The sequence below is a fragment of the Burkholderia sp. THE68 genome (genome assembly GCF_009938265.1).
Lineage (GTDB): Bacteria > Pseudomonadota > Gammaproteobacteria > Burkholderiales > Burkholderiaceae > Caballeronia.
In genome coordinates this window covers 1,340,704-1,354,712 of record NZ_AP022315.1, presented here as the reverse complement: position 1 = coordinate 1,354,712, position 14,009 = coordinate 1,340,704, and the positions used below count along the sequence as shown (strand labels likewise).

Here is a 14,009-nt window from a genome sequence, read left to right as displayed (position 1 = left end):
TTTAACAGCGTTCGTTATCCATTCGCGGCGCGCCGCGCTTCCGGCACCACCGCGGTCGATTCGCGGCGCACGAGGCGCGGCGGCACCACGCGCCGGCGCGTCGTTCCGGTCAGCTTGCCAGTGATACGGTCGATCAGCGTCTGCGCGGCCATTTCGCCGAGCGCACGCACCGACTGTCCGACCGTCGACAAGGCCGGATAGGTGTAGCGCGACAGCTCGACATCGTCGAAGCCGATGATCGAGCAATCCGTCGGCACGTTGATGTGGCGCTCGGCCGCCGCACGCAGCGCGCCGATGCCCATCATGTCGTTGCACGCGAAGATCGCCGTCGGCTTCATGTTGTCCAGCAATTGCGAGGCCGCGGCGTAACCGCCTGTCGCGGAGAAGTCGCTCTGCACGATCGCGTTCGGCGCGATCTCGATGCCGCGTTCCGCCATCGCGCGGATGAAGCCGTGCAGGCGCATCGCGGAGACGGCCGTCGCGACCGGTCCGGTGATGCAGCCGATCTGCGAATGCCCGAGTTGCAGCAAGTGCCGCGTGGCGAGATACGCGCCCTTTTCGTGATCGATCTGCACGAGGTCCGATTGCAGCCCCTCGATATTGCGATCGACGATCACGAGCGGCTCGCGCGCCCCCGCGAGACATTGCGCGAGCACCGCGTCCTCGCCCGCCGACGCGATCACCAGCCCGTCGATGCGCTTTTCCTGCAGCACGCGCAGATAGCTGCGCTGCTTCGCGGGATCGTCGTCGGAGTTGCAGAAGAACACGCAATAGCCGTTCTTCGCGCAGCCGTCCTCGACGCCGCGCGCAAGCTCGGCGAAATACGGATTCGTCGCGTTCGGCACCAAAAGGCCGATGGTCGCCGTCGAACGCGCCTTCAGCGAGCGCGCGACCGCCGACGGCACGTAGTCGAGCTCACGGATCGCCCGCTCGACTTTCGCCCGCACGTCGGCCGACACCGGCCGCGAATTGTTCACTACGTGGGATACCGTCGTAAACGACACCCCGGCAATGGCTGCCACGTCTTTGATCGTCGCCATACATCGTCCTTCGCTTCTTAGGTCCTGCTGCTCTCTTATTGGTCGTAAGGCGTGCGGCGCCCGAAGTTTCCGTGCGCCGCGTTGCTTTCCCCGCGCCCTGCCTGCTTCATGCTCACTACCGTCGCCGGCCGCTTCTCCACCCCGTGCGGAGCGCGCGCCGTCGCCGTCCCTCAACCAGTCATCGCTCAGTTACCGCTCAGTCGCTAATTACACACGTTTGCGTCTGCTGCGGTATGTGTCCAGCACCACCGCCACCACGATCACCGCGCCGGTAATGATGCGCTTGGTCGGCTCGTTCGCGCCGATCTGCGCGAGCCCCGCCGCCAGCACGGAGATGATCAACACGCCGAAAAACGTGCTGATGACCGAGCCGCGCCCGCCCATCAGGCTCGTGCCGCCGATCACGACCGCCGCGATCACCTGCAGCTCCACGCCGGCGCCGGCGTTCGGATCGGCGGCCTCCAGCCGCGAGATCTGAAACAGCGCCGCGAGCCCCGACAGCGCGCCCATCAACGCGAACACGATCACCTTGTACGGGCGCGGATTGACGCCCGCGAGCCGCACCGCTTCCTCGTTCGTGCCGATCCCTACGAGATATCGGCCAAAAACCGTCCGGGTCAAGACCAGATGCGCAACTATCATCACCGCGACCGCGATCAGGAACGCGGGCGAGATGCCGAACGCGATCGGATTCGACAGAAAATCGAACGCATCTCCAATGTACGCCGTGCGCGAGTTCGTCATCTGATACGCGAGCCCGCGCGCGCCTTCCAGCACGCCCAGCGACACGATGAACGACGGAATCCGCCACGCCACCGTCACGAGGCCGGTCACCGCGCCCGTCAGCGCGGCGGCCGCCAGCCCGATCAGCGCGGCGGGAAACGCCGGCCAGTGCCACTTGAGCGCGGCCACGCTCACCACCGACGCGCCCAGCGCGAGCACCGAACCCACCGACAGATCGATGCTCGCGATGATCAGCACGAACGTCATGCCCACCGACATCACGACCAGATCCGGAATCTGGTTCGCGATCGTGCTGAACGTGTCGTACGTCAGAAAGTGCGGGCTCAGCACCGAAAACAGCGCGATCATCGCGGCGAGCGCGCCCGCGAGACCGAGGTAATTCGAAATGCCCAGACGCGTGCCGACGCCTTTCGTGCTCTTCGGCGCGTCGGCGGGCAGGTTCGCTTCGCTCATTCAATGCTCCACGTTGTCTTCGGGCGCTTTCGCGTCGGGCGCGATAGGCTCGTGCAGGATCGCCTCGCGCTTCGCGTAGCCCGAGAACGCCGCCGCGAGCAGCGCGTCCTGTGTCCAGTTCGCGCGCTCGAACACGCCTGTCATGCGTCCGGCGGACATCACGCCGATCCGGTCGCAGATCAGCATCAGCTCGCGCAGATCGCTCGACACCACGACGAGCGCGCGCCCTTCGCGGGCCAGCGCGCCCATCAGCCCGTAAATATCGAACTTGGCGCCGACGTCGATCCCGCGCGTCGGCTCGTCGAACAGCAACACCGAGCAATCGCGCGCGAGCCAGCGGCCGATCACGACCTTCTGCTGGTTGCCGCCCGACAGCTCCGACACCGCCTGCGCCGGGCCCGACGTGCGGATCCGCATCGCGTCGATCTGGCGTTGCGCGAGCGCCGCTTCCCGGCGCGTGTCGACGACCCCGCGCCGCGCCACCGCGCCCAGGTTGCCCAGTGAAACGTTCGCGGCGATGGGCAGGCTGAGCAACAGCCCCTCGCCCTTGCGGTCCTCCGTGATCAGCGCGATGCCTTCCTCGACCGCATCCGAAGGCGATTGCACCGACACGCGCCGCAGCGCCTCGCCGTGGCGCGCGATCGACACCGTGCCCGCGTCCGCGCGATCCGCGCCGTAAATGAGCCGCATCAGCTCGGTGCGGCCCGCGCCGATCAGCCCGCTCACGCCGAAAATCTCGCCGGCGCGCACGTCGAACGAGACGTCGCGGACCACGGCGCCGCGCGTCATGCCTTCCACTTTCAATGCAACGCCGCCGATGCGGCGCTCGCCCAGATCGATGCGCTCGCCGATCTCGCGCCCGACCATCAGCGTGACGAGGCGATCGCTCGTGAGTTCGTCCATCGGGCCGAGGTGCACGAGGCGTCCGTCGCGCAGCACGGCCGCGCGCTCGGCGATGCGCCGCAATTCCTCCAGCCGGTGCGAGATGTACACGAGCGCGACGCCGCGCGCCTTCAGCCGCTCGACCTGCTCGAACAACAGATCGACTTCGCGCGCGGTGAGCATCGCGGTCGGCTCGTCGAGAATCAGCACGCGGCAATCGCCGATCAGATTGCGCGCGATTTCCACCATCTGCTGATGCCCGATGCCGAGGCTGCCGACGAGCGTGTCCGGGTCGATCGCGTCGAGCCCGACCTGCGCCATCGCGTGGCGCGCGTCTTCGGCAAGCCGTTTGCGGTCGATCCAGCCGAGTCGGCCCAGCGCGCCCCGGCGCGGCAGGCGGTTCAGGAACAGGTTCTCCGCCACCGACAAGGTTGGCAGCAGATTCAGCTCCTGCATCACCATACGAACGCCGAGCGCCTCGGCGTCCGAGCGGGTCTTCGGCGCGTACGGCTGGCCCGCGAGCGTCATCGTGCCGGTGGTCGGGTCCGTGAGCCCGCCGATGATCTTCGACAGCGTGCTCTTGCCCGCGCCGTTCTCGCCGGTCAGCGCGAGCACTTCGCCAGGCACGAGTTCGAGCGACACGTCCGCCAGCACCGGCTCGACGTAAGTCTTGCCGATGCCTGTCACCGTCAGCACGTTCGCATCGTTCGATCCGGTCATGGGGCGCTTCAAGGCTCGCTGTGCATCCTCGCTGGGTTCACGGGCACGTCAGCATGTTATCGGCACGATGGCCGCGAACTTGAGGCTTTCGCGCCGGCTCACTTGGTGATGAGATCGACAGGCGTTTCCACGACCTGCGACAGCTCCGACTGCTTCTTGTGGCCGGCGATCGCCTTCAGCGCCACGTCGATGCCGAACACCGCCTGCTTCGCCGCGTACTGGTCGGCGGTCGCGAGCACGCGGCCGTCCTTGAGCATCGGCTTGATCGCGCCGATGTTGTCGAAGCCGACGACCTGCACCTTGCCCGCCTTGCCCGCCGCGCGAATCGCCGACACCGCGCCGATCGCCATGTTGTCGTTGTCGCACAGGAGCGCCTTCACGTTCGGGTTGGCGTTCAGGATCTGCGAGGCGACCGCGTTGCCCTTGTCGATCTCCCATTCGCCCGACTGGAGCGCCACGACCTTCATGCCGGCCGCGTCCATCGCTTCCTTGAAGCCCGCGCTGCGCGCCTGCGAGTTGGTGGTGGTGGTCACGCCTTCGATGATCGCGACTTCATCGCCCTTCTTGAGTTTGGGCGCGAGATAGTCGCCGACCTTGCGCGCGCCCTTCTTGTTGTCCGGGCCGACGAACGGCACGTTCAGATCCTTGGACTTGAGCACGTCCGGATCGAGCCGGTTGTCGATGTTCACCACGATGATGCCCGCGTCCGCCGCCTTCTTGATCACCGGCACGAGCGCCTTCGAATCGGCCGGCGCAATGATGAGCGCGTCGACTTTCGAGACGATCATCTGCTCGACGATGCGAATCTGCGCGGCCGTGTCGGTTTCGTCCTTGATGCCGTTGGTGATCAGGTCGAACTGGCTGGCGTTGTGCGCCTGATAGTCCTTCGCGCCGTTTTCCATCGTCAGGAAGAACTCGTTGGCGAGCGACTTCATGACGAGCGCGACCTTCGGCTTGGCCGGCGTTTGCGCGAAAACGGATGACGAGGCGAGCGGCAGCGCCGCGCACGCGGCGAGCGCGACGGCGGCCTTGACGACGCGCCGGCGAATGGTTCGGTTCATGCGGATCTCCAGTGCTTTGTTCTGGTTTGTTGGTCATGCGAGATGCAGCGAACGTGAGCCGTGCGTCGAGCCGCGCGGACGGCCAGGGCAAGCGATCAGCGCGCGCCCTGTCGCGCGCGCTCCATTACACTTCGCTTGCCTTCGGTCGCCCTGTGGGCGTGGTTTCAACGTTTGCTCGCCGTCGATTCTCGTTGGAGAGGCGCGTGAGGTCAATCGGGCTAACGTGTAGACCTTTGAGACGTTCAAAGATCTTCGACCGACTGCCCTTCCACCTTGTTGTCGATGATGTCGCGCGCGTAGTCGATGCCCGCGCGCGTTGCATCGATCGGACTGTCGAAGGGTTCCTGTTCGGGCACGCCGAACATGACCGAGCGGCCGCTGTCGCCGTGCGCGCTTCTCGCGATCGTCACGACGATATCGAAGTGACGCGGACCGTCATCCGGTTCGTCGCGCTCCTTCGCGCGCCGCAATGCCTGCACCTTGATTTCGAAGCCTTTGTAATGGTCGGACAGCGGCGTGGACATGAACCGTCTCCTTGAGCGTTGGACATGCGTCGCACGATCATACGTCGGCAGCCTGCTTCGTGCGGATCGGCTGCGATGCACGGGAGAGCATCGTTGATGCCGATCATGAAAGCTTCCTGCAAGCCTCATTCCCGCCCTCCCGATTTCACCCTATGCCGCACACCGTTCATATTGGGTTTGCCATAATGCCTCGGGCGGCATGCCGCTACGGACACCCGCCTCGAAAAATAACCGTCTATCAAATCAGGGAGCGTCACATGACCATTCGAGCCACCGCCCTCATCGCCGTGCTGAGCCTGACGCTCGGTGCGAATGCAGCCTTGGCCGCCAACAGCCAGCAAAACAAGATGTCGGACTGCAACAAACAGGCGGGCGACAAAAAAGGCGACGACCGCAAGGCGTTCATGAAGAGCTGTCTGTCGGCAGCGCCGGCCGCCGCCTCCGCGCCGATGACGCAACAGCAGAAGATGACCGCATGCAACAGCCAGGCGGCAGACAAGAAAGGCGACGACCGCAAGGCGTTCATGAAGAGCTGCCTCAGCAACAAGGGCTGATCGCTGGCGGCGACTGCCTTACCGCCGCGCCGTTCGCGCGCGGCGTCTTTCGTATTCACCCGTTTTTGCCGCCGTTATTGCACTGCACCCAAGCAATTGATTCGCACCGTCGTCTTTTTCTCATAAGATGGTGCGGAGGCGGCCCCCTCACCAATACAAGAAACACGCCATCGGCCGCCGCCGTTTCGAGCGAGGCGACACGCCGCGCATGGAGGCATTGGATGGCATGGAGACACAAGAACCGCTGGTTCAGGCGGTGGCTCGTGGTGATCACGTTCTGGTTCGTGCCGGTGCTGATCGTCGCGGTCAATGAAGTGCGCGAGGAGATGGCGTACAACAACGTCGATCTCCAGAAGTCGCTTTCGACCTGGGAGCTGACCGACGCGCAGCGCGCCGCCGGCACTGCCGGGCGTTGCCACGGCTCGCCCGACGAGGCACGCGCTGCCGGCTGCCCCGCCGATATCCTCACGGCCAACGCGGTCAGACATCAGGAGGCGCTCGACGAGTTCGCGCATCGCAAGGCGACGCTCGCGGATTACCTCTGGCACGCGTTTGTCGGCTACTGGGTCGTGCCCGCCGCGTTTCTGCTCGTGCTCGGCATGTTGATCGGCGGAATCAGGCGCGCGCTGCGGCGTCCGCAGCATGCGCCGTCCCCCTCGCACGCCGAAGTAAAAACGACGACTCATCCCTGAACGATGGCCGGGTACGGTCGTTGCTACTTGCCTTTGCGGTTTTCGCAATGCCAAAGGGCAAGGCGCACGAAAATTATGCCTGCCTCGAGGTGGCGCGTTCGGGCGAAAACGCCGTTTCTCTTCGGTTTAGTCGAAGCTTCGTCTACCCTGATATGAGACGGATCAAACAATCGAAAGTTTTATGTAATTTACCGTCCCGGCCAGCGGTTAAAGGCCGGGTTCGGAGTAAGCTTCAAGTTCGATTGATCGAGCCCGAAATGTTGCGAAACCTGACAACCCAAGCGTGACAAGGCTGTGGGCGCATGGGACGAGGCTCGTGTTTCACTTTGCTGTGCTATAACTTTGCGTGCCTCACCCTCCCGCTCTTATGGGGTTTCCTAAATTCCACGATGGAGAACAATGATGCAAAGACGAAACTTCATGCTCAAGTCGACCGCCGTTCTGGCACTGGGAGGCCTCGCGCTTGCCGGCTGCACGGCCAATAAGAATACCGGCGCCGAAGCGGCCGCGGGCGCCTCCGATGACCGCCGTGCCATCGACGCCGATGTCGACAGCACCATGCAGCGTCTCTACTCCACCGTAGGCGGCTCGCGCGAACTGGTCGCGAAGGCGCGCGGCGTGCTGGTGTTCCCATCGGTGCTGCAGGCGGGTTTCATCGTCGGCGCGCAGTACGGCAAGGGCGCGTTGCGCGTGGGCGGCGGCACCGTCGGCTATTACAGCACGACGTCCGGCTCGTTCGGTCTGCAGGCGGGTGCGCAATCGAAGGCGCTGATCTTCCTGTTCATGACGCAGGACGCCCTCGACAAATTCCGCAATTCCGACGGCTGGTCGGCGGGTGCGGATGCCTCCGTGGCGCTCGTGAAGATGGGCGCGAACGGCGTGATCGACACGACCACGGCCACGAAGCCGGTCGAAGCCATCGTGCTGACCAACGCCGGTCTGATGGCCGATGTCTCGCTGCAAGGCACGAAGGTGTCGCGCATCAAGTACTGAGCGCGCGCCGTTTCGCGGCGAATGCAAAACCGCCGTGTGACGCGACCTTCGGGTCGCGGCACACGGCGGTTTTTTTCTGCTTTTTTTCGACCGGTCAGGACGTTGTCGCGCGATCGATCAGCTTGAAGCGCGCACGCTTTTGCGCGCGCACGACCGCCTGGTAGGCGTCGATATATTGCCGCGCCATGCGATGCGACGTGAAACGTTCCTCGAAGCGCGCGCGCACGCGCTCACGCGGCAACGTGTGCAGCCGGTTCACCGCGGCCACCGCGCCGATTTCATCCTCGACGATAAAGCCCGAGACGCCCTCATCCAGCACTTCCGGCACCGAGCCGCGATTGAACGCGATGACCGGCGTACCGCACGCCATCGCTTCGATCATCACGAGCCCGAAGGGCTCCGGCCAGTCGATCGGGAACAGCAGCGCATGCGCGCCCGACAGGAATTCGGCCTTCTGGCTGTCGTTGATCTCGCCGACGTAGTCGACGTACGGCAACTCCAGCAACGGCGCGATCTCGCGCTCGAAGTACTCGTGATCGGCGGCATCGACCTTGGCGGCGATTTTGATCGGCAGGCCGCAACGGCCCGCGATGCGGATCGCGGTATCGACACGCTTTTCCGGCGAAATGCGCCCGAGGAACGCGAGATACTTCTGCTCCACCGGCTGCGGCGTGTAGAGCATTTCAGGCAAACCGTGATAGACCGTGGTGATCCACTTCGCCTGCGGCAGCGGATGCCGTTGCGAATCTGAAATGGAGACGACGGGCGCCGTGTTGAAGGTATCGAATACCGGCTGCTGCTCGGGCAGATCGAGGCGGCCGTGCATGGTCGTGAGAAACGGCGTCTCCTGACGCTTGAAGAGCGAAAAAGAGTAATAGTCCATATGGAAGTGCAGGACGTCGAACTCCTCGGCGCGCCGGCGCACCAGTTCCATCAACAGCATGTGAGGCGCGATGCGGTCGCGGATCGCCGGATCGAGCCGCAACGCGCGCGGCCACACGGCTTCCAGGTTGGCGCTGGTTTGCGAATCGCCGGTTGCGAAGAGCGTCACCTCGTGCCCGAGCTCGACGAGCGCCTCGGTGAGGTACGACACGACGCGCTCGGTCCCGCCATAAAGCTTCGGCGGCACCGATTCGGTCAGCGGAGCAATCTGGGCAATTCTCATCGTTCTCGTCTCCATGCGGATATCGACGTGCGGCGGCAGGTTTCGCGAGCCGGCCGCGACGCGCATCGAGTATGACAGCGGGCCGTAAGGCGGGGCAACGAGGTTTGCCCTTACGCGTTATTCCGTCTCGCGCTGTCCGTCGATGAGTGTCGTGTTGAACGCATTATCGGCGGCCGATGTGCACATCGCGGGCGATTCTTGCATTTTCATCGCTCTGTTACAGGGGCGAAACACTCGTTTCGCGCGGCGGTTACGCTTTCGGCGCGCCGCGCAGATCCGCGAGAAAGTCGTCGCGCCACACACCGAGATCGTGCTTGCGCAGCGCCGTCATGTTGGTTTCGTAGCGTTGCTTGCGCTCGACGAGCGGCATCGCGAGCGCGCGCCCGATCGCCTCGCTGGTGCCGACGATATCGTGCGGATTGACCATCACCGCGCCGGTCATTTCATCGGCCGCGCCCGCGAATTGCGACAGCACGAGCACGCCGGGATCATCGGGATTCTGCGCGGCGACGTATTCCTTCGCGACGAGGTTCATGCCGTCGCGCAGCGGCGTGACGAGCCCGATCTGCGATTCGCGAAACAGCGACATCAGCTTCCAGCGGTCGTAGCGCTGGTTGAGATAGCGGATCGGCGTGTAGTCGAGCCCGGAGTAACGGCCGTTGATGCGCCCCGCTTCATATTCCAGGTTCTGGCGGATCTGCTGATAGGTTTCGACGTCCGAGCGCGTCGGCGGCGCGATCTGCACGAGCGTGACGTTGCCGCGCCACTCCGGCGACTTCTCCAGGAAATGCTCGAACGCGCGAAAGCGCTCGACGAGCCCCTTCGAGTAATCGAGCCGGTCCACGCTCATGATGAGCTTGCGGCCTTCGAGACTCTGCTTCAGGTCCATCACGTCCTGACGCGCTTCGCCGCGCTCGGCCTGCTCGGCGATCTCGTCCGGAAACACACCGATGCGATAGACGTTCGTCCTGAGCTTCCTGCCGAACGCTTCCACGTGTCCGTCGGGCGTCGCGGTGCCGTGCGCGTGCCGCACGATGTAATCATGAAACGCGATGCGGTCGCGCTCGGTCTGAAAGCCGACGACGTCATAGCAGCACAGCGATTTCACGAGCTCCTCATGCGGCGGGATGTTCAGGAGAATCTGCGGCGACGGAAACGGAATGTGCAGAAAGAACCCGATGCGATTGGCGATGCCCGCCGAGCGCAGCGCCTCGGCGAAGGGGATCAGGTGATAGTCGTGAACCCAGATGATGTCGCCGGGTTCGAGCAGCTTGATGAGCTTGTGCGCGAGCCACGCGTTCACGCGCCGGTAGCCGGTGTATTCGTCGCGCTCATAGACGGCGAGATCGTTGCGATAGTGGAAGACCGGCCACAGCATCGCGTTGGAAAAGCCGCGGTAATACTGGTCGTAGTCCTTCTTCGGCAGGCCGACGGTCGCGAACGTCACCGCGCCGTCCTGTTCGAGCTTTGGCCCCTGGTTCGCGACGGTTTCGCTCACCACATCGCCGCTCCAGCCGAACCAGACGCCGCCGCTGTCCTTCAGCGCGCCGAAGACGCCGACGGCGAGCCCGCCCGCGGAGCCCTTGGTTTCGGTCGGTGTGGCGACCCGGTTGGATACGACGACGAGACGGCTCATATGCTTTCCTTTTCCTCTTCGAACGTTATTTTTCAGGATAAACCCGAAATTTTCGACTGGAGAATGCTGTGCCGGTTCAGGTCTTCCCGGTTGATGCCATCGAATGTGCGCGCGGGTCCGGTCCACTCGGCTCGCCGCGGCTCGCGACCGGATCGGCGGGTGTGTTCGCCGTGCTGGCCGCCTGCGCCGTGCCCGGGCGCTCCAGCGGCGGCGCGAAATCGACGTGGCGGTCCTTGTCCGTCGACAGATCCGCGCGCGCACGCGGCAGATACTGCGGATACGCCGCCTGCACGAAGTTCACGAGCCCTTCGCGCACGCGGCAGCGCAAATCCCAGTTGAGCGCCGAATCGAAGGAACTGACGAGCACGCGCAGCTGCATGGCGCGATCGGTGGCGTCGGTGACTTGCAGCACCTGCACGCGTCCGTCCCATTCCGGCGCGTGCGCGAGTATGCGCTCCAGTTCTTCGCGCAGCGGCGCGATCGGCATGCGGTAATCGACATACAGAAACACCGTGCCGATGATCTGCGAGCTGTTGCGCGTCCAGTTCGTGAACGGATTTTCGATGAACCACTGCAACGGCACGATGAGCCGCCGCTGGTCCCAGATGCGGATCGAAACATACGTGCCCGTGATCTCCTCGACGCGCCCCCACTCGCCCTGAATCACGACGACATCGTCGAGGCGGATCGGCTGCGACAGCGCGATCTGCAAGCCCGCGATCAGATTGCCGAGCACGGGCCGCGCCGCGATCCCGGCGACGAGCCCCGCGACGCCCGCCGAAGCCAGCAGGCTCGCGCCGATCTGCCTGACGCTCGGAAACGCCATCAGCGCCGCGCCGAAGCCGATGATCACGATCACCACCATCACCGAGCGCGCGAGCACGCGCGCCTGCGTGTGGATGCGGCGCGCGTTGAGATTGTCGTCGGTGTCGAGCGGATGCGCCTGCACGATCGCCTCGCCCACCGCGCTGGCCGAACGCGCGGCGAGGAACGTGAGCGCGGCGATCAGCGCGACCGTTTCGATATCGCGCAGCACGCCGATGAAAGGCAGCGCATCGGGCGCCTCGAAGATCACGAAGCCGATGCCGAGGATGATGAGCAGGATGAGCGCGGGCGTGTCGATGTAGCGCAACACGACGCTCATCAGCGGATAAGGCCGCGCGATGCGCGTCAGGATGCGCGCGCCGATACGATGCACGCCCACCGCGACGGCCACGGCGATGACGGCGACGACCAGCGCGCCGGGCCAGGTGCCGAGCGGCCGTTCGGCGAGATTCAGGAAGTGATCGAGTGGGAGCATGAGCGTCGCGAAGATCAGCTTCGTGAAAGTGGAGGCGGCGAAGTGAATACGAAGGCCGCATCGCACGGATGCGGATCGCCGCGCAATGCAGCGCGACGCCAGGACGCCCATGGCGCCCCGGCGTCAAAAGACGATCAGCGTTCCGCCTTGCAGGGAAACGCCTTGCCCAGACCGAGCGAGACCATCGTCGTCGCGTTGAAATCGGCCTTGTCGGGATTATTGGCGATGTACTTGCGCACCGCGTCCGTGAGCTGCTGCGGCTTCACGTCCGCCGGCAGGCAGAAATACTGGCCGATCTGCGGCCCGGAGGTTCCGCCGATCGCCTCGATCGTGTTGTAGATGCCGTCCGCCGCGCCTTCGATGTAGGCCGCGCAGGCGGTTCGCGAATTGGGATCCGTTTTGGTGCAGAGCTTGTTCAGATCGTTGCCGGTAAACGCGAACGCGCACACGGGCGTCGCGAGAGCACAGGCGATGACGAATTCCCGCAGCATGATCTTCCTTTTATGTTGAGCGGCGGCTCGTGTTGGGGCGACGGGTTCGGGGCAATCGGGGCGATTGGGACGATCGGCGGCCGCGCCTGACCGCCCTCGCCCCGTTCGAATTTCGCGCTGCGCTATTTTGCACCGTTTGAGCCGCTTTGCGGAGCGCCGCCGCCACCGCCTGCGCCTTGAGGCATCGAATCCAGGCGTGCCTGCAGACCTTCTGCGACGTCCCGCGCCTCGTACTTGCGCGCGAAGTCCACCGCCGTCATGCCGAGCTGGTTCTTCACGCGCAGATCCGCGCCTTCGTCGAGCAGCAGCTTGCAGGTCGAAAGATGATTGCCGCGCGCCGCCATCATCAGCGGCGTCGTGCCGTTCGGCGAGCCCGCGTCGATGTACGCCGAATGATCGACCAAAATCTTCACGATGTCGTCGTGACCGTTGGTTGCCGCGTAGTGCAGCGGCGTCCAGCCCTTCTTGTTCACTTCGGCATCCTTCGCGATCAGCAGATTCACGAAGGTGGCGTCGCCGTTGAGCGCGGCGAGCATCATCGCGTTTTCGCCGGCGGGGTCGGTTTTTTCCAGATCGGTCTTCGGATTGTCGGCGAGCAACTGGCCGACCTTGTCGGACTTCTCGCGCGCCGCGATCACGATGATCGGCGTGCCGGTGTTGTCGACCGTATTCGGGTCCGCGCCCTGCGCGAGCTGTTTCTTGACGGCCGAGATGTCGTCGAACTTGACCGCCTTGATGAGCGAGTCCACGGACGCGGCCCAGACCGGCTGCGCGATCGCGCACGCCGCGAGCAGCGTGCCGGCGACCAGACCGCGCACGGCACGGCGCGCAGCGCGTGCGCGGGAAACGTCAGGCGCGCTCGACGCGGACAGGATGGAAACCATCGGGGAATTGTTCATAAGTGACCTTCGGATTGCCTTAAAACAGTTTTTTTGCGCGCGGTCCGGCCGCCCTCAGGCTGGCTGCGCGATCTTGAAGAGCCGGAAGAAGTTGGCGGTGGTGGCTTGCGCGACGGCCTCTTCCGGCTGCTCGCGCAACTGCGCGATGAAACGTCCGACATAACTCACATACGCAGGTTCATTCGGCTTGCCCCGATACGGCACCGGCGCGAGATACGGCGAGTCGGTTTCGATCAGCAGCCGCTCGATCGGCACGCGCCGCGCGACCTCCTGCACATCCTTCGCGTTCTTGAACGTGACGATGCCCGACAGCGAGACATGGAAGTTCTGCGCGAGCGCCTTTTCGGCGACGTCCCACGGCTCGGTGAAACAATGCATGACGCCGCCGGGCACGTCGGCGCGCTCTTCGGCCATGATGCGCAGCGTGTCTTCGGACGACGAACGCGTATGGACGATGAGCGGCTTGCCAGTCTGGTGTGCGGCACGAATGTGCGTGCGAAAGCGTTCGCGCTGCCATTCCATCTCGTCGATGCTGCGCCCTTCCAGCCGATAGTAATCGAGCCCCGTCTCGCCGATCGCGCATACCTTCGGGTGCGCAGCCAGTTCGACCAGCTCGGCGACGCTCGGCTCCTTCGCGTCCTCGTGATCCGGATGCACGCCGACGGAGGCATACACGTTCTCGTACCGTTCGGCGATGTCGAGCACCGAAGGCAGCGTTTCCAGATCGACCGACACGCAGAGCGCATGCGTGACCGAGTGCGCGCGCATCTTGTCGAGCACGTCGGGCAGACGGTCGGCGAGCCCTTCGAAGTTGATATGACAGTGTGAATCGACGAACATCCGGTGCTCCTTGAT

At 64.5% G+C, this 14,009-nt stretch carries 14 protein-coding genes; 3 read left to right on the top strand and 11 right to left on the bottom strand.

Annotated features, from left to right (window positions below; all coding sequences use genetic code 11):
- Nucleotides 1–14 precede the first annotated feature (14 nt).
- From BTHE68_RS06435 to BTHE68_RS06415, 5 genes are all read right to left on the bottom strand, one after another.
- Complete coding sequence (locus BTHE68_RS06435) at nt 15–1,040, bottom strand: LacI family DNA-binding transcriptional regulator (RefSeq protein ID WP_162065627.1); 1,026 nt, start codon at nt 1,038–1,040, stop codon at nt 15–17.
- 207 nt (nt 1,041–1,247) lie between these two features.
- Nucleotides 1,248–2,237, bottom strand: coding sequence for an ABC transporter permease (locus BTHE68_RS06430; RefSeq protein WP_162065626.1), 990 nt, complete (start codon nt 2,235–2,237; stop codon nt 1,248–1,250).
- A complete protein-coding gene (locus BTHE68_RS06425; protein WP_162065625.1) occupies nt 2,238–3,839 on the bottom strand; it encodes a sugar ABC transporter ATP-binding protein in 1,602 nt (533 codons plus the stop codon).
- A 98-nt stretch (nt 3,840–3,937) separates the two neighbouring features.
- Complete coding sequence (locus tag BTHE68_RS06420; RefSeq protein WP_162065624.1) at nt 3,938–4,900, bottom strand: sugar ABC transporter substrate-binding protein; 963 nt, start codon at nt 4,898–4,900, stop codon at nt 3,938–3,940.
- Between the two features lie 242 nt (nt 4,901–5,142).
- A complete protein-coding gene (locus BTHE68_RS06415; RefSeq protein WP_162065623.1) occupies nt 5,143–5,424 on the bottom strand; it encodes a hypothetical protein in 282 nt (93 codons plus the stop codon).
- Between the two features lie 257 nt (nt 5,425–5,681).
- Here BTHE68_RS06415 and BTHE68_RS06410 point away from each other — a divergent pair, with 257 nt between their 5' ends.
- The 3 genes from BTHE68_RS06410 to BTHE68_RS06400 all read left to right on the top strand — a co-directional run bounded on the left by BTHE68_RS06410 (nt 5,682) and on the right by BTHE68_RS06400 (nt 7,663).
- On the top strand, nt 5,682–5,978 hold the full coding sequence (locus tag BTHE68_RS06410) for a PsiF family protein (RefSeq protein WP_162065622.1): 297 nt from the start codon (nt 5,682–5,684) through the stop codon (nt 5,976–5,978).
- Nucleotides 5,979–6,199: 221 nt separating this feature from the next.
- Nucleotides 6,200–6,670: a hypothetical protein gene (locus tag BTHE68_RS06405; RefSeq protein WP_162065621.1), complete on the top strand. Its 471-nt coding sequence runs from the start codon at nt 6,200–6,202 to the stop codon at nt 6,668–6,670.
- Between the two features lie 402 nt (nt 6,671–7,072).
- A complete protein-coding gene (locus tag BTHE68_RS06400; protein WP_162066805.1) occupies nt 7,073–7,663 on the top strand; it encodes a BPSL1445 family SYLF domain-containing lipoprotein in 591 nt (196 codons plus the stop codon).
- Nucleotides 7,664–7,757: 94 nt separating this feature from the next.
- Here BTHE68_RS06400 and BTHE68_RS06395 read toward each other — a convergent pair whose 3' ends face one another.
- The 6 genes from BTHE68_RS06395 to BTHE68_RS06370 all read right to left on the bottom strand — a co-directional run bounded on the left by BTHE68_RS06395 (nt 7,758) and on the right by BTHE68_RS06370 (nt 13,994).
- Nucleotides 7,758–8,828, bottom strand: coding sequence for a glycosyltransferase family 4 protein (locus tag BTHE68_RS06395; protein ID WP_162065620.1), 1,071 nt, complete (start codon nt 8,826–8,828; stop codon nt 7,758–7,760).
- Nucleotides 8,829–9,078: 250 nt separating this feature from the next.
- Nucleotides 9,079–10,464, bottom strand: a complete 1,386-nt coding sequence (gene otsA / locus BTHE68_RS06390; RefSeq protein WP_162065619.1) for an alpha,alpha-trehalose-phosphate synthase (UDP-forming) — start codon at nt 10,462–10,464, stop codon at nt 9,079–9,081.
- Between the two features lie 76 nt (nt 10,465–10,540).
- On the bottom strand, nt 10,541–11,764 hold the full coding sequence (locus tag BTHE68_RS06385) for a mechanosensitive ion channel family protein (protein WP_162065618.1): 1,224 nt from the start codon (nt 11,762–11,764) through the stop codon (nt 10,541–10,543).
- A gap of 134 nt (nt 11,765–11,898) precedes the next feature.
- Entirely contained in the window at nt 11,899–12,255 is a 357-nt protein-coding gene (locus tag BTHE68_RS06380; RefSeq protein ID WP_014191314.1) for a Rap1a/Tai family immunity protein, read from the bottom strand.
- Nucleotides 12,256–12,377: 122 nt separating this feature from the next.
- On the bottom strand, nt 12,378–13,154 hold the full coding sequence (locus BTHE68_RS06375; protein ID WP_225936224.1) for an ankyrin repeat domain-containing protein: 777 nt from the start codon (nt 13,152–13,154) through the stop codon (nt 12,378–12,380).
- Nucleotides 13,155–13,208: 54 nt separating this feature from the next.
- Nucleotides 13,209–13,994 carry a TatD family hydrolase gene (locus BTHE68_RS06370; protein ID WP_162065617.1) on the bottom strand — a complete coding sequence of 262 codons (786 nt, stop codon included), beginning with the start codon at nt 13,992–13,994 and terminating at the stop codon, nt 13,209–13,211.
- Nucleotides 13,995–14,009 lie beyond the last annotated feature (15 nt).